15 protein-coding genes are annotated in these 15618 nt (G+C 72.1%); 11 read left to right on the top strand and 4 right to left on the bottom strand.

The features are described from left to right. Positions 1–33 precede the first annotated feature (33 nt). Positions 34–777 (top strand): hypothetical protein, encoded by a 744-nt coding sequence (locus tag AC0VXQ_RS10435; RefSeq protein ID WP_196825862.1) that lies wholly within the window; start codon positions 34–36, stop codon positions 775–777. A 32-nt stretch (positions 778–809) separates the two neighbouring features. Here AC0VXQ_RS10435 and AC0VXQ_RS10430 read toward each other — a convergent pair whose 3' ends face one another. After that, positions 810–2765 (bottom strand): choline/carnitine O-acyltransferase, encoded by a 1956-nt coding sequence (locus AC0VXQ_RS10430; RefSeq protein ID WP_196825861.1) that lies wholly within the window; start codon positions 2763–2765, stop codon positions 810–812. Between the two features lie 146 nt (positions 2766–2911). Beyond that, on the bottom strand, positions 2912–3406 hold the full coding sequence (locus tag AC0VXQ_RS10425) for a GNAT family N-acetyltransferase (protein ID WP_058730238.1): 495 nt from the start codon (positions 3404–3406) through the stop codon (positions 2912–2914). Positions 3407–3498: 92 nt separating this feature from the next. On the opposite strand from AC0VXQ_RS10425, the gene AC0VXQ_RS10420 reads away from it, so the two are divergent. The 5 genes from AC0VXQ_RS10420 to AC0VXQ_RS10400 all read left to right on the top strand — a co-directional run bounded on the left by AC0VXQ_RS10420 (position 3499) and on the right by AC0VXQ_RS10400 (position 10127). Continuing rightward, a complete protein-coding gene (locus AC0VXQ_RS10420; RefSeq protein ID WP_061225155.1) occupies positions 3499–4404 on the top strand; it encodes an aldo/keto reductase in 906 nt (301 codons plus the stop codon). A gap of 513 nt (positions 4405–4917) precedes the next feature. Next, positions 4918–6111 carry an MFS transporter gene (locus AC0VXQ_RS10415; RefSeq protein ID WP_475528652.1) on the top strand — a complete coding sequence of 398 codons (1194 nt, stop codon included), beginning with the start codon at positions 4918–4920 and terminating at the stop codon, positions 6109–6111. Positions 6112–6388: 277 nt separating this feature from the next. Beyond that, the gene (locus AC0VXQ_RS10410; protein ID WP_358292454.1) at positions 6389–7474 is read left to right on the top strand and encodes a YdcF family protein; all 1086 of its coding nucleotides are present in this window, start codon (positions 6389–6391) and stop codon (positions 7472–7474) included. 169 nt (positions 7475–7643) lie between these two features. Then, a complete protein-coding gene (locus tag AC0VXQ_RS10405; RefSeq protein ID WP_224799536.1) occupies positions 7644–8408 on the top strand; it encodes a carboxymuconolactone decarboxylase family protein in 765 nt (254 codons plus the stop codon). 48 nt (positions 8409–8456) lie between these two features. Beyond that, positions 8457–10127 (top strand): protein adenylyltransferase SelO, encoded by a 1671-nt coding sequence (locus AC0VXQ_RS10400; protein WP_260006950.1) that lies wholly within the window; start codon positions 8457–8459, stop codon positions 10125–10127. A gap of 100 nt (positions 10128–10227) precedes the next feature. On the opposite strand, the gene AC0VXQ_RS10395 is transcribed toward AC0VXQ_RS10400, so the two are convergent. Continuing rightward, complete coding sequence (locus AC0VXQ_RS10395) at positions 10228–10662, bottom strand: hypothetical protein (RefSeq protein WP_058730791.1); 435 nt, start codon at positions 10660–10662, stop codon at positions 10228–10230. Between the two features lie 320 nt (positions 10663–10982). Here AC0VXQ_RS10395 and AC0VXQ_RS10390 point away from each other — a divergent pair, with 320 nt between their 5' ends. Then, complete coding sequence (locus AC0VXQ_RS10390) at positions 10983–11633, top strand: AI-2E family transporter (RefSeq protein ID WP_358292459.1); 651 nt, start codon at positions 10983–10985, stop codon at positions 11631–11633. Between the two features lie 22 nt (positions 11634–11655). Next, on the top strand, positions 11656–12141 hold the full coding sequence (locus AC0VXQ_RS10385; RefSeq protein ID WP_358292462.1) for an AI-2E family transporter: 486 nt from the start codon (positions 11656–11658) through the stop codon (positions 12139–12141). Here the strand turns inward: AC0VXQ_RS10385 and AC0VXQ_RS10380 are convergent. After that, the gene (locus AC0VXQ_RS10380) at positions 12128–13042 is read right to left on the bottom strand and encodes an arginase family protein (RefSeq protein WP_231377000.1); all 915 of its coding nucleotides are present in this window, start codon (positions 13040–13042) and stop codon (positions 12128–12130) included. The two genes, AC0VXQ_RS10385 and AC0VXQ_RS10380, sit on opposite strands and share 14 nt — an antisense overlap. A 149-nt stretch (positions 13043–13191) precedes the next feature. Between AC0VXQ_RS10380 and AC0VXQ_RS10375 the strand changes: the two genes are divergently transcribed. From AC0VXQ_RS10375 to AC0VXQ_RS10365, 3 genes are all read left to right on the top strand, one after another. Continuing rightward, the gene (locus AC0VXQ_RS10375; RefSeq protein WP_081046169.1) at positions 13192–13443 is read left to right on the top strand and encodes an LLM class flavin-dependent oxidoreductase; all 252 of its coding nucleotides are present in this window, start codon (positions 13192–13194) and stop codon (positions 13441–13443) included. Positions 13444–13485: 42 nt separating this feature from the next. After that, positions 13486–14922, top strand: coding sequence for a recombinase family protein (locus AC0VXQ_RS10370; RefSeq protein WP_061225161.1), 1437 nt, complete (start codon positions 13486–13488; stop codon positions 14920–14922). Positions 14923–15316: 394 nt separating this feature from the next. Continuing rightward, complete coding sequence (locus AC0VXQ_RS10365; RefSeq protein WP_196825858.1) at positions 15317–15565, top strand: hypothetical protein; 249 nt, start codon at positions 15317–15319, stop codon at positions 15563–15565. Positions 15566–15618: the final 53 nt, after the last annotated feature.

Genomic DNA, 15618 nt, shown 5'->3' with positions numbered 1-15618 from the left:
CCCAGGGGTGATGGCCTGTGGTGCAATGGGCCCATGAGCGACACCGCCCGCCGCCGCCTTCCGTTCCTGACCTGCGGCCTCATGGTGCTCACGGTCGCGTTGCTTGCGGGAATGCTGCCCATGGTCGGTCCGGAAAGCTGCGGCATCCACGATGCGGCGTGCTCGGAGGCCGGGGTCGCGCGTCGTCGGGCGGTCACGGCGGGCCTGGGGATCGCCTGCCTGGCCTGGGCCGGGAGCGTGCTGTGGGTGGGTCTGGCGCTGTCCGCCGCCTCGTCGCCGTCGACGCCGGGCGGCGGGGGTTCCGGACGGGTCGGGGCCGGGATCTGGGGGCCGGGGGCGCTGATGCTGCTGGCGCTGATCGTGCTGGCGGTGTGGGTCGTGCAGATGGCGGTGCCCTTCGACCTCCTGTACTCGGTGACCTTCCTGCTCGGGGTGGGGATGCAGCTGGTCGCGGCTCGCTCCTGGTGGCGCGCGGGTGTTCCGGCTCGTCCCGCCTGGCTGATCGGTGTGCTCCTGCCGATCGCCGTGATCTTCGGTGGCCACTGGCTGCTGGGCGCGGTGCCCATGGCGTGGTTGGGACTGGGGATCTTCGGGTCCTCCACGGCGCTGGCCCTGGCGTGGCTGGGCTTCGCCTGCGGCATCGCGGTGCTCCTGTGGCAGCTGGTCGCCGGGCAGCTGGGTGACGCCTCAGCGCGGAGTTCCCGGGGCGCCACCGCGCGCTGGATCCTCGGAGGCGCACTGCTCGGCATCGGGGTGCTGGTGTCCGGGATCGGGTGAACCGGGCGGGTCGCAAGCTCAGGCCCGGCGGGTCACTGCCCGAGCCCGCGCACGAACTCCCCCAGCAGCGTCGCCGCGCGCGGCAGGGCGGCCAGGAACTCCTCCGGGGCGTCGGCGGTGTCCCGGTGCCAGGTCAGGCAGTACTCGATGGCCTCCGGGTGCGGGGTGTAGCTGATGCCGAAGCCCTCCGGGACGGTGGGCGCGAAGGCGTAGCGCACGATCTGCTGCGCCCCGCCGATCGAGGTGGTGGACAGGAAGTCGGTCGTCGCCGCGGCCACCCCCGGGTCCTCCAGGAACGCCCGCGCCGGGGCGTCGACATCACGGCCCTCCGCGGCGATGCGCCGCAGCCCCAGCAGGTGCCGGTCCACGCCCTCCCCGCGCTTGCAGGCCTTGACCCAGGAGCGATGAGCTTCCAGCGCCTCGGAGAACATGTCGAGTGTGGCATCTTCACTGATCAGAGCGCGGGCGAAGGCCACGGCCTCCGGCGTCACCGGCCGCAGGCACTCGGTGCGCCCGGCCCGATACTCTCGCATGTCCACGGCTTCATATACGGCGCGCGTGCGGCTGTAGGCCAGCTGCTGGGCAACGGTGAGGATCAACTGGGAGACCGCATCGACGCTGAGCTTCAGCGGCAGTCCCTCCGCCGGCGGTCGCGGGACGCGAACGATGGCGGTCTCCAGCTTCCCCGCTTCCTGGAGTCCGCGGGCGAGGCCGTCGCGGATCGTCGCGCGGGCGGCCTCGGACCAGTCCCACATCAGCTCCGCCGGATCCTGGGCGGACTCCCGGCACGCGGTCTCCTCCGGCCGCTTCTCCCCGGCGGCGGACTGCCCGACACCTCGTCCGGTCTCGGCCGGGTCCGTTCCGGGGATCGGCTGCGGCGACCCGCCCGCGTCCTCCGCTGCCTCCTGCATCCGTCGGATCGCGGCGACCAGGGTGGCCCCGTCCACGGTGGAGTGCTCGGCGTGCAGGCACAGCCAGTCATCGCGCAGGCCGATCTCGTAGCTGATCGGGCGGAGCGCCCACACCCGGGAGGGCTCGAAGGCCAGGCGCCGCAGGTGCTCCGCATCCTCCAGCACCTCGTCCGTGAGGGTCGCCGTGAAGAGCAGATCCCGCAGACGCGCATACGTCGCGGCGTTGCGCGGATCCTGCAGGGCCTCTGCCAGCAGCGGGGCCAGCTCGCCGCTGCCCAGGGCCGAGGCCGCCGCGAACGGCAGCGCCCCGGGAGCGACGACGGAGACCCGGCTTCCCGGGGCCTCCTGGTCCTGCTCGGTCTTCCGCGCCGCTGCCCGCAGCACCGCCCGCAGCGATTCTGCGAGAGCGGACACCGGCAGGGGCGCACCATCGGCGTCGGAGACGGGCACCGCGTAGAGCCGGCCGACCCGGAACACACCGATCTCCCGGTGCGCGGCCCCCGCGCGCGGCGCCAGGATCTCATCAACCCCCGGTCGCGGATGCCGCAGCCCGCCGGCAAAACATTCCCACTGGGGCATATCCACGGGGTTGCCGCGGGGATCCGTCTCCTGGGGGGTCTGCCCGCGAGCCTGGGTCAGGTGCACCGCCGCGGCCCGGTGGATGAACCGCGCCGCCCGCCCGACGTCGGGAGCCCCGTCCGTCCGCCCCGGATCGGCATCCCCCGACCCCATATCCTCCGCGTCCGCGTCCGTCGGCTCCCCGCACGTCGAATCCAGGAAGCTCGGGTTGATCTGGAAGGCCACGTTGGTGCTCAGCGGCAGCGGCTCGCGCACCGCGAGGTAGTCGCGCAGCCACCACGCGGACAGCCAGCTGCGACCGGCCGACGCTTCCCGGGTCGCTCGCTGCCGCAGCCGCTCCTGCAGGGCGGGACCGGGGCCCGCGAGGAAGGCCCGGGCCGCCGCCTCGGTCGCGCGCAGGGTTGGGGCGTCGACGACGGCGCCCACCGCCCGCACCACCGCCTCCACCGTGTGCTCCAAGGGAGGGACGGGCAGGGGCTTCGGCGCGGCGGTGCTCATCCCCTCATCTTCTCGCACCCTCGGCCCGGCTGTGCCGGCCCCACTCAGCAGGTTTGGGAGGGGTTTCGACGTTCGGGAGTGTTCTCTGCGCTCCCAAACGTCGAAACCGCTCCCAAACCGTCCGCAGCCGCAGCCGCACCCGCCCCTCAGTCCAGGGTCAGCTGCAGGAACGCCAGGTCCAGCCACCGGTCGAATTTGCGCCCCACTTGTGGCAGCAGCCCCACCCGGGTGAAGCCGAGCCGCTCGTGCAGGCGGATGGATCCGGTGTTCCCGGCGTCGATCCCGGCGACCATCACGTGCATGCCCCGCGCGCGGGCCGCGTCGATCAGCTCTTCCATCAGCGCCCGGCCGATGCCGCCGCCCCGGGCGTCCCGGTGCACGTACACCGAGTGCTCCACCGTGCGCGCGTACCCGTCGAAATCCCGCCACGGCCCGTAGGTCGCGTAGCCGAGGACGGCGTCGTCCTCATCCACCGCGACCAGCACCGGCTGGCCGGCCTCCCGGTGCCGGGCGAGCCATCTCAGCCGGTCGGCGTCGTCCACCGTCGCGTCGTTCCAGATGGCGGTGGTGTTCTCCACGGCATCGTTGTAGATCCCGGTGATGGCGGGGACATCGCGGTGCTCGGCGGTTCGGATGCGCATGGGGTCAGGGTAGCGGGCCGGGGAAGCGCGATCGCGAGACAGGTACTGACAGTCCCTGGCTGAGACTCGGGATCAGGGGTCAGGGTGGGGGCATGACCGAGAAGCTCACCGCAGACAGCACCTTCACCCTGAACAACGGCGTCGAGATGCCCGTGATCGGGCTGGGCGTGTACCAGTCCTCCCCGGAGGACACCGCCGACGCCGTGCGCACCGCCCTGGAGACCGGCTACCGCCTGGTGGACACCGCGGCCGCCTACGGCAACGAGAAGCAGGTTGGGCAGGGCCTGCGCGCCTCCGGGATCTCCCGCGAGGAGGTGTTCCTGGAGACGAAAGTCTGGATCTCCGACTACGGCTACGACCAGACCCGCCACGCCTTCGAGAAGGCCGTCGGCAAGCTCGAGGTGGACCAGCTGGACCTGCTGATCCTGCACCAGGCCCTGCCCTCCGAGTTCGAGCGGACCCTGGACGCCTACCGCGCCCTGGAGTCCCTCCTGTCCGAGGGGAAGGTCCGGGCGATCGGCGTCTCCAACATCATGGTTCCGCACCTGGAGCGCCTGCTGGCCGAGACCGACGTCGTGCCGGCCGTGAACCAGATCGAATCCCACCCGTACTTCCGCCAGGCGGACCTGCAGGCCTTCCACCGCGAGCACGGGATCCTCACCCAGGCGTGGTCGCCCATCGGCGGCATCACCAGCTACCGCGGCATCGACGGCAGGCAGACCTCCACCCTCACGGATCCGGTGATCACCGGCATCGCCGAGGAGCACGGCAAGTCCCCTGCGCAGGTCATGCTGCGCTGGCACCTGCAGCACGGGGTGCAGGTGATCCCCAAGTCCGTGCACGAGCACCGCATCCGGGAGAACCTGGACGTCTTCGACGTCGAGCTGTCCGAGGAGGAGATGGCCCGCATCGACGCCCTCGACGGCGGGGTGCGCGGCGGTCCCGAGCCGGAGGAGATCACCCTGGAGTCCTTCGGCATGGACATCCCGGAGGCGTAGGAAGGGCCTCCGCGGTGGCCGACCGCCCCCCTCCTCGGCCCCTTCCCCCGGTGTGGGAGCGGTTTCGGCGTTCGGGAGCCACGAGAACGCTCCAGAACGTCGAAACCGCTCCCAACACCGCGCTCGAGGGGGAGGGATGGCGGGGTGTTCCATGCGCGCATCGGCAGCACCTGCGCCTACCGACACCGACGGAGCGTGTCCGCCGCGACTGACGATGCCGCCCCCACGCGCCGTTAGCGCTCACACCAGACCATGCTGATAAATGGCATGAGCCACATATCCGGACGTAACACGGATTTCACAGATCTTTTTCCCCGATCGCGAAATAATGGCGGCAGGTCTCCCGTTGTTCCTCCGTGCCTGCCGGGGACGGACGGGCGCCTGCCCGCCGCGCAGCGCCGCACGGTGAGCTGTCTCGAGTCACTGCTGAAGGGAGGGATCATGTCGGAGAATCGACTGTTCACCATGCGTCACGCATCACCAAAAGTCGGGTTGGTCACATTCTGGCTGGCCATGGGGACGTTCGCGTTCGGGGCGGGGGAGTTCGCCTCGATGAGCCTGCTGCCGTCCATCGCCGCGGACCTGGGCACCCAGGAGTCCACCGCCGGCCACATCATCACCGCGTACGCGCTCGGCGTCGTCATCGGCGCGCCGATCATCTCGGTCTTCGGGGCCAAGTGGCCGCGCAAGCCGCTCATGCTGTCCCTCCTCGCCGCGCTGATCCTCGGCAACCTCTTCGCGGCCTCGGCCCCGACGATCGGCACCCTCGTGCTGGCCCGGTTCCTCTCCGGCATCCCGCACGAGGCGTTCATCGGGGTGGCCATGCTCTTCGCCTCCAGCCTGACCCTGCCCACCAAGCAGGCGCGGGCCGTGTCCAACGTGCAGCTGGGCATCACCGTCGCCACGATCGTGGGCGTCCCGGCCTTCACCCTGCTGGGGCACGTGGCCGGGTGGCGGCTGTGCTTCGTGCTGATGAGCGCGATCGCCGCCGCGGTCCTCGTGGCCCTGTGGCGCACCGCCCCCAACACCGCGGGCAACCGGATGACCAGCGCCAAGCTGGAGATGACCGCGCTGAAGAACCCCAAGGTGCTGCTGACCCTGGTCACCGGCGCCGTGGGCTTCGGCGGGATCTTCGCGATCTACTCCTACTTCACCTCCGCCTTCCAGGCCACCGGCGCCGGCCCGGGCTGGGCGCTGTCCCTGATCCTCATGCTCTACGGCGTGGGGTCCACGGCGGGCAGCTTCCTCGCCGGATTCATCAAGCACGAGACGCTGCTGTACTCCGCCCTGGGCTTCCAGGCGGTGCTCGGGCTGTCCTCCGCGCTGTACGCGGTGAGCGTGGGCAACGCGTGGCTGACCGGGGTGGCCATGGTGATGATCGGGGCCAGCGGCGGCCTGGTGGTGCCGCTGCAGACCCGCCTGATGATGGCCGCCGGGGACGCCCAGACCCTGGCTGCGGCCATGAACCACGTGGCCTTCAACCTCGCCAACGGCGTGGGTCCGCTGGTCGCGGGCACCGTGATGGGCATGGGCGGCGGCTGGGCTTCCACCGGCTGGGTCGCGGTCGCCTTCTCCATGGGCGGTCTGGCCCTGCTGGTCGTCAACGTGCTGGTGGACCGGCGCAGCCCGATCGACAGCCACGCCGTGCGCTTCGAGGTGCCGACGGCGACCGCGCCGATCACCGGGTTGGTGCCGATCCTGCACTGACCGCCCGGACGCGCCGGGCTGGGCCGCACCGGATGCGCCGGTGTGGGCCGCCGCTGGCTCGGCCCTTCCTCCGCGGGAGATGCCGCGCAGAACGGGAGAGGAGATCTCCCGGACTGCGCGGCATCTCCCGTTGTGCGTCCAGAGGCGACAGGCGCTGGGGATGCCTGCGGGATGCGGGGGCACCGGAGAAGCGCCGGCGCCCTCGGGTCCGGACAGGGCAGAATGGCCCGTGCCCGGCCATCCCCGGCGACCCGATGAGAAACGGAGCATCCGGCTCGTGAGCATCCGCGACATCCTGCAGGACCCCGCCGTCGACGGCGTCCTGCACCTGGCCATCGCCCTCGGCGTCGTCGTGTACTGCCTGGTGGGCTTCCGCCGGGCCGGGCACCGGCTGCGCTACGGCATCATCCTGCCCATCGGCGTCGTGCTGCTGATCGGAGCCGTCCTGCGTCTGGCTGGGTCGGCGCGGGTGCCGTGGGTGGACGTCGTCAGCGGCGTCATCGCCCTGCTGGTGTTCCTGGGTCTGTGCCTGGGGTACCTGGTGCTCACGGTGTTCCTGCTGGTCAACGGGGTCACCATCATGCGCAAGGAGGGGCGGCGCCCGGCCACCCTGCTCTCCTTCGCCGCCGGGGCGTGGATGGTGCTGCTGCCCGCGCTGCCCGTCGTGCTCGCGGCGACCGGGGCCCTGCGTCAGGACGCGGTGCTGGTGGTCTTCGCCGCGATCTACTCGGTGCTCTTCGCGGCCACCGCGTACGTCGCGTTCTTCTTCCTCGGGTTCCTGACCTCCGCCGTCGGGTACCGGAAGCTCGCCAGGCGCTTCGCCCCGGACGCGATCATCGTGCTCGGCGCCGGGCTGAAGGGGGAGGAGCCGACGCCGCTGCTGGCCGGGCGGCTGGATCGCGGCCTGGAGGTGTATCACCGGGAGACGGCGCGCGGGCGGGCCCCGGTGATGATCCCCAGCGGCGGCCAGGGCCCGGATGAGGTGATCCCCGAGGGGGAGGCGATGCGCCGCTACCTCGCGGACCGCGGCGTGCCCGCGGAGCACCTGCGCCCGGAAACCCGCTCCACCACCACCCTGGAGAACCTCCTGTTCTCCCGGGAGCTGCTGGAAGACCCCGACCGGCCCGTGGTGGTCGCCACGAGCGACTACCACGTGTACCGGGCCGCGATGCTCCTGCGGAAGGCCGGACTGCGGGGGCGCGCGGTGGGCTCGCGCACGGCCGGGTACTACGTCCCCTCGGCGTTCCTGCGGGAGTACGCGGCGGTGCTGGTGACCAACCGGTGGGCGCATCTCCTGGCGTTCGCCCCCATCATCGCGATGATCCTCGCCTTCTACGGGGTGGTCCTCACGCAGGTCGTCTGAGCCGCCGTTCCCCGACGGCGCCCCTCGACGGCGTTCGCCGGGGGGCCTCCGAGAGGGGCCCTCGCGGTGCCTCCCCTGGGCGGGGACTGCCGCGCGGGGCGTCGTCGGGGTAGAACGGGAGGTGCGCAGACCGCCCGAGACCGGGCGGAGCGAACCGGCCGATGAGGTGATGGCGATGTCGGAGGAGCTGACCCGACGCGGCGATGAGGTCTTCGAGCGGCTCTTCGGGGCGGCCCCGGACCCGCAGGCCGGGGATGACCCGGAGTTCATGGCGATCCTGCGCCGGGTGATCTTCGGGCAGGTGTTCTCCGTGGGGGAGCTGGAGGACCGCACCCGCGAGCTCATCACGGTCACGATCCTCGCCGCGATGCAGTGCCCGGGCCAGCTCACCGCCCACACGCGGGCCGCCCTGCACGTCGGCGCCACCCCGGAGCAGATCCGCGAGGCGATCTACGGGCTGGCCCCGTTCCTCGGCTTCCCGCGCACCCTCAACGCGATCGCCGCGATGAACGAGGGACTGCGCGCCGCCGGCGTCCAGCTGCCCCTCGCCCCGCGCACCGCGACGCCGGAGGAGGAGCGCTTCGAACGCGGCACGGTCCTGCAGCAGCGGCTGTACGGGGATGAGATCCGCGAGGAGTTCGACGACGGCACCGCCGCGGGCGCGGCCCTGCCGCGGCTGCTCACCGAGTTCGCCTTCGGGGACTTCGAGTCCCGGGAGGGCCTGGAGACGGCCGAGCGGGAGCTGCTGATCCTGTGCGCCCTGGTGGCGATGGGGCTGGCCCCGCAGGTCGCCGCGCACGTGAAGGGGTGCCTGCGGGCGGGCCTGTCCCGGGAGACCGTGGCCGCCGCGATCCTGCACTGCGCCCCGTACACCGGGATGCCGGCGGCGCTGAACGCGTACCGGCAGCTGCGCGCCGCCGTCGACGACGCCTGATCCCCCGAGGGGCCTGCCGCCCCCGCATCCCGGTGGGAGACTGGGGGCATGCGCTCCTCCTTCCTTCGGGATCTCCCCGAGCTCGGCATCGCGTGGCGCGCGCAGTCTGCACCGGCTCCGCGCAGCGTCCTCGTCAACGACGGGCTCGCGGCACAGCTCGGCCTGGACCCGCAGCGCCTGCGCACCCGCACCGGTGCCGCCTTGCTCACCGGCACCGACCTGCCCGCCGGCACCCGGCCCGCCGCCCTGGCCTACGCCGGGCACCAGTTCGGCGGCTGGTCCCCGCGCCTGGGCGACGGTCGGGCCCTGCTGCTGGGTGACCTCCCCGACGTCGATGCCGCCCCGCCCAAGACCGCCGGCGGCTGCGCCTCTGCCGGGGCCGAACCGCCCCGGCCACCCGCCGCCGCGGCGACCGGTGCCCGCCGAGCCCCGGATCCGGCGTCCCTGCGGGAGCTGCACCTGAAGGGCACCGGACGCACCCCCTTCGCTCGGGGAGCCGCCGACGGCAATGCGGTCCTGGGCCCGATGCTGCGCGAGCACGTGGTCGGGGAGTTCCTCCACTCCGTCGGCATCCCCACCACCCGGTCCCTGGGGGTGGCCGCCACCGGGGCCCTCGTGTCCCGCCCGGACCGGATGGACCCGCGGCGCACCGTCCAGCTGCCGGGAGCAGTGCTCGCCCGCGTCGCGGACAGCCACGTGCGGGTGGGCACCTTCCAGTACGCGCTGAGCACCGGGGGACCGGAGCTGGTGCGCCGGCTCGCGCACTGGTGCATCACCCGCCACCACCCGGGGGCCGCCGACGCCGCGAACCCGCCGCTGGAGCTGTACCGGAGGGTCGTGTTCGCCCAGGCGCGGCTGGTGGCCGCGTGGGAGGCGGTGGGCTTCGTCCACGGGGTGATGAATACGGACAACATGGCGATCTCCGGGCAGGGCATCGACTACGGCCCCTGCGCTTTCCTGGACGCCCACGACCCCGACGCCGTGTTCAGCTCGATCGACCGCACCGGGCGCTACCGATACCGGAACCAGGCCGCGGCCGCGCAGTGGAATCTCGCCCGCTTCGCGGAAGCTCTGCTGCCGGTGCTCGACGCCGAGCCGGACCGGGCCGTGGACCTCGCCCAGGAGGCGCTCGCGGGATTCCCGCCCGTCTACGAGGCCGAGCGGCTCCGGCTCTTCGCCGCCAGGATCGGGCTGCGGGTGCAGGGGGAGGCCGCCGCGCCCTCGACCGCCGCTGCGGTGGAGGACCTGCTGGGGCTGATGGCCGAGCACGCCGCGGATCACACGGACACCTTCCGGGCCCTGATCCCCGTGGTCGAGGCGGGGGAACCCGGGTGGTGTGCCGCCGACGGCTCCGGTTCCGGCAGCACCCGGCCGGGGGCCGAACACGCGGAGGAGGGGACGCGGGACGAGCCGGGAGGCGGTGCGGAGCCGCCCCTGGACCCCGGCCTCGCGGCGGACCCGCGCTTCCGGGAGTGGCTCGCCCGCTGGCATCAGCTGGGGCCGGATCCCGCGCTGATGCGCCGAAGCGCCCCGCGGGTCGTGCCGCGCAACCACGCGCTGCAGGAGGCCCTGGACGCGGCGGAGGCGGGGGAGATCGGCCCGGTGCGGGAGATCCTCGACGCCGTCTCCCACCCGTTCGAGCACCGGCCCGGCGGCACCCGGCTGCTCGCGCCGTCGGGATCGCAGGCCCGCGGGTTCACCACCTACTGCGGCACCTGAGGGCCCCGCCCCCTCACCCCGTCACGCGGACACGCGAGAGCCCGCGCCGCCCCGGGGAAGGGGCTGGTGCGCGGGCCCGGCGTCGGGGGCGGGGCGAGCCTCAGCCCACCCACTGAACGGTGATCTGCGGGTCGAAGGCGGCGGTCTTCAGGATGTGGGAGTCCTTCAGATCCAGCCGACCCTCGTGGGAGGTGACCTCGAAGTGCTCGTGCTGATCCCCGCTGGTCAGATCCACGCTGTAGGTCCCGTCGGGGGCGGGCACCTCGCCGATCCCGTTCGGGGCGGGGGCCTTCAGCCAGTACACGGTGGGCTCGGTGGCCGAGCGCACGAGGGCCAGGTTCGCGAAGGACTCGGGGCTCTGCGAGGCGGCGGCCTGCTGAGCCGTGGTCTGCTGCGTGGAGGTCGCGGTGCCGGTCGGCGTCGACGCGGCGTCCTCGGCCTGCGCGGGACCGGCCACCAGGATGCCGGCGCCCAGGGCGAGGGCGGCTCCGGCGGCGGAGACGGCGGCGATGCGGTGCTGAGGATGGCGGGTCATGATCCGAATGCTCCTTTGCGTGTCGCTGCCCGCGGAAGGGGTCTCCTCCCGGGGGACACCCCCACCGTAGGCCCGCCGCGCCGGGGCTTCACCGGGCCGTGATCCGCGGTCCGAGAAGGTCACGGGACGGTCACCCCGGGTGCGGCGCCCCGTCGCGGCCGGCGACGGCGGGGCGCACCGCTGCCGGGACCGGGTTTCGAGCCTCGCCGTCGGGGCGCTCGGGTGCCGCCGCGTGATCCGAGCGTGACCGGATCCCCAGGAGACTCCCAGCTGCCCGCGCCCGGGCGGGCGGGACGGGTGCGGGTCTAGGGTGTGGAGTCATGGAGACCCCCGCGGCCGAGCCGGCCGAGACCACCCCCGCCGCGTCGCCGGCCGCCCCCGTGCGGGGCCTGTGGCGCGACGCCTACGGGCGGGCCGCGATCCGGTGCCTGCAGACCCTGCTGATCGCGGGCGTCGTCGGCCTGGGGGTGTGGCTGGCGGCGACGCTGAAGCTGGTGACCCTGCCGCTGCTGATCGCCCTGATCATCGCCGCCGCGATGAACCCCATCATCCGGGCCCTGCGCACCCGCGCCCGCTTCTCCCGGGTGGGCGCGGCGGTCACCGCGCTGCTGGCGATCCTGCTGGTGCTGGCCGGCATCATCTCCGGGATCGTGATGACGGTGATCGAGGAGTGGCCGGACCTCTCCGCCCAGGCGCAGCAGGGGGCCAACCAGCTCGCCGAGATCCTCACCGGCTGGGGAGTGCCCCTGGACGAGACGCACCTGAACGAGTACCTGCTCCAGGCCGGGGAGTACCTGCGCACCAGCGACGCCGGCTCCAGCGCGGTGGAGGGCGTCTCAGTGGTCACCGAGCTGCTGGCCGGGTCCCTCCTGATGGTGGTGATGCTGTTCTTCTTCCTCCTGGACGGGCCCCGCATGTGGGCCTTCCTGGGGGGGGTGGCTGCCGCAGCGGCTGACCGAGCGGGCCAATGAGGCCGGGCGGGCCAGCGTGCACGTGCTGGGCCGCTACATCCGCGGGACCGTGATCATCGCGGCCTTCGCGGCGATCGTGGACCTGACGGCGATGCTCGTGATGCACGTGCCGCTGGCCTTCCCGCTGGCCGCGCTGATCTTCCTCGGCGCGTTCATCCCGATCGTCGGCGCCCTGGTCACCGGCTTCGCCGCGGCCCTGGTGGCCCTGGTCGCGGCGGGCCCGGCGGCCGCGGTGGTTCTGACGATCGTGGTGATCATCGTGAACCAGGTGGAGCACCACGTGCTGCAGCCCAAGGTCATGGGTTCGGCCCTGAGCCTGCACGGGGTGGTCATCATCTCGGTGCTGGCGATCGGGGCCCACGAGGGCGGGGTGGCCGGGGCGCTGCTGGCGGTCCCGCTCACCGCGGTGGTGTGGGCCAGCGTCCGGGTGTTCCGGGACATGCGCGGGCGCGTCGCGCACCGACTGCCCGCCCCGGACCTGCAGGAGCAGGCCGCTACCGCTCGGTGAGCGGCAGCCCGTCCACCAGGGCCTCCATGGCCAGCACGGAGCGGGGGATGAACTCGGCGATGCTCAGCCCCACGACGTCGGCGGCCTCGTCCAGGTCCGCGATGATGCGGCGCACCTGCGCCCGGGTCAGCCCGCCGGGCACCAGGCCGAGACCGAGCGCGGCCTCGTCGCTGTCCACGACGTCCACATCCAGGTGCACCGCGACCTTGCCCGCCCCGGTCCCGGCCAGCCAGTCCAGCAGCGGGCGGGTGCTCTCGCGCAGATCCGCCGGGGAGAAGGAGCTCAGACCCCACTCGTCGAGGTGGGCGAGGGCGTCCTGCTCGCCGTCGTGCAGCCCGGCCAGGGCCACCCGCGCGGGATCCACCGCCGCCGGCAGCCTGTCCAGGATCTCCGGGTCTCCCTGCCCGACGATCGCGGAGACGGCCATCGCGTGGTAGCCGTCGTAGCCGGTCTCCGGGGTGTCGACGTCCGGGTGGGCGTCGATCCACACCACCGCGAGGTCCTCCCCGTGGCGGCGGGCCAGCTCGGTGAAGGGGACGACGCTCACCGAGCACTCCCCGCCGAGGGTGAGGATGCGCGGCGCGTCCCCGTGCCGGGACAGGATCTCCTGGGCGGCGTCGAGGGAGGCGAGGATCTGCTCCCGGGATTCGATGCCGCCGGTGGATCCCGACTCCTCCTGCGGGACCGGGACTACCTCGGTGCGTCCGTCGTGCTCGGGCAGCATGGCCTCGAGGAAGCGGGCGCCCAGGGCGTAGCCGCGGCGGGCCCGGTCCAGGGGCGCTTCCGGCAGCAGCTGGCTCACCATCTCCTGCCCGGCCCCCTGCCACTGCGGCCAGATCAGGCGCAGGGTGCTGGTCTGCTCCTGCGGGTCGGTTTCGTGCCGAGCGTCTGCGGACTTCATATCCTGTCCCTCCATCGTCGGTGCGCGGTGTCTCATCTGCGTGCAACGACGCCGCGGGCGCGGGTGTTCCGCGAGGCGCCCGCCCGGCCGGGAAGCCCCGCTGGGTGGGACGAGGGAATAACCGTCATCCCGGGGAAGTTTGCTTGAACATGAAAGCATTTGGATTCCTGAGCTTCGGTCATTACGGCACCGGCCCCGCGGGCAACGGGGTGGATGCCCGGCAGATGCTGCACGACGCCGTGGAGATCGCCGTCGGCGCGGAGGAGCTGGGGGTGAACGGCGCGTACTTCCGGGTTCACCACTTCGCCCCGCAGGCGGCCGCACCCATGCCGCTGCTGTCCGCGATCGCCGCGCGCACCTCCCGCATCGAGGTGGGCACCGGCGTCATCGACATGCGCTAGAGCATGTCGCGGTTGTGACACTCGTTCCGTAAGCTTGGTTGCATGGTCGAACTGGTAGCGCTGAGGAAGACGAACGAGGTGGCCGCGTACGTCCGCGCCTCCATGGACCGCAAGGGCGACCGCTGGACGGTCGATACGCAGCTGAGGAAGATCAGGGCGCTGGCCGAGGCCAAGGACTGGAACGTCGTCGAGGTCTACGAGGACAACGCCGTGTCGGCGACGAAGAAGCGCCGCGCTGGCACCCGCTGGGCCGAGATGCTGGACGACGCCCGCGCGGGCCGCTTCTCGATGGTGGTCGCTGTGGACATGGACCGGCTGCTGCGCAGCACGAAGGACCTCAACACCTTGATTGACCTGGGGCTGCGGGTCGTCACCGTGGACGGCGAGATCGACCTCTCGACGGCCGACGGTGAGTTCCGAGCGACGATGCTCGCGGCACTGGCCCGGTTCGAGGCCAGGCGTAAGGCGGAGCGTCAGATCAGGTCGAACGAGCGCCGACGCTTCGAGGGCATCCCGACGAGCGCCTGGAAGGCGTTCGGGTGGACGCGAGAGGGCGAGCTGATCCCGGAGGAGGCCGACGCCGTCCGGCGGGCCTTCGCCGCGTTCCTCGGCGAGCCCTCGCTGTCGATCCGGCGAATCCGCGAGGATCTGAACGGTGCCGGTCATCTCACCGCCCGCGGGTCGGAGTTCTCCGTCGATGCCGTGCGCTACCTCCTGGCGAACCCGCTCTACGCTGGCTACATCAAGCACTACGCGTCGGGCGAGCTGTACCCGGTGCAGGGCGACGCGTTCCCGCCCATCGTCGGCGAGCAAACATGGCGGGCCGCGGTGGCGAAGCTGGAGGACAACGTGCGAAGGTCGGCGAGGCAGGGTAACCAGCCGAAGTACCTTCTGTCCACGATCGGGCTGTGCGGGAAGTGCGGCGCGACGCTCGTCTCCGGGACGAACAGTCGCAAGCAGCCGACGTACCGCTGCGGCGAGCAGTTCCATCTCACCCGCCAGCGCGAGCCCGTCGATGCGATGGTGACCGAGGCGGTGCTCACCCGCTTGTCCTCGGTGGATGTGCACAACCTCGTGATGCCGCAGGAGGACGATGGGCCAGATCACGAGGAGTTGCTGACGGAGCGGAACGCCCTGGTCGAGCGGGTGAAGGAGCTGAGCCCGCTGCTGCGTGACATCCATCAGCCGGTCCTGGAGATCACGGCGGCGATCAACGACGTGAAGGCCCGCATCGATGAGATCGACGCGGAGCTGCTCGACCGTTCGGTGTCGGTGGCGGCGAAGTTGCTCGCGGACGTGGACGAGCCGGTCGGCACCGCGGAGCGCCGCGAGGTGGTCGAGGCGAAGTGGAAGACGTTGGACGTGGACCGCCGCCGGATGCTCGTGGACGAGCTGGTGACGGTGACCATCGAGCCCATCGCGCCCGGTCACGTGAAGTTCGACCCCGACCTCATTCGTATAGAGCCGCGTCGCGACTGACACGCGAGTCGACTCGTCAGTGGACTGGTGAGTCGACTCGTGGGAGAATGGTTGCAGACAAGAAGATCCCACCGGGGGCCAGACTTTGAAGCTGGCGGTACTACTCCCGGATGAGTAGCCGGTCAAACAGCCCAATTACCGTGGCGGGGAACCGGAAGCACACTCATGTTTGAGGACTTCCGATGTCTGTCGTTATCGACGCTCCCCGCGCATCTGCGTTGGACTGCCCTGGGCTCGACCAGGATTCGACCCCCGATCCGCAGGCTGATGGGCTCGATCCCGTCATCGCTGCCGCCCTCGCCGCCGGTCGCCGAGCTGGTGAGCGCCTGGCCCGCATGCCGCTGACTCCGCGCCAGCGGGCCGCGGTCGCCGCCGTGATGGGTGGTGATCGCTGATGAGCGCCAACTCCGCCGCCTTCGCCCACGTGAACGGCTTCCGCTGGCGTGTGGGCGACCCCACCCTCGCCGACAGCGAAGCGCACCTCTACGACCTCGGCGTGCTCCGCTCCGTGCTGGAGGAGGCCGTCGAGATGGCCGTCGCCGATGCCCGCGCCGACGGGGTGACCTGGGCCAAGATCGGCGACGCCCTCGGCGTCACGCATCAGGCCGTCATCAAGCGTTACCACAAGGGTAGTGCCCGATGAACGCCGCCGAACGCACCAGCGCCACCGCTCCCGCTGACCTGACCAGCCCGACC

Source organism: Rothia sp. QJM3NY_36, from assembly GCF_056173115.1.
Note: the sequence above shows the minus strand (reverse complement) of the source record. Positions and strands in the feature narration are given on the sequence as shown.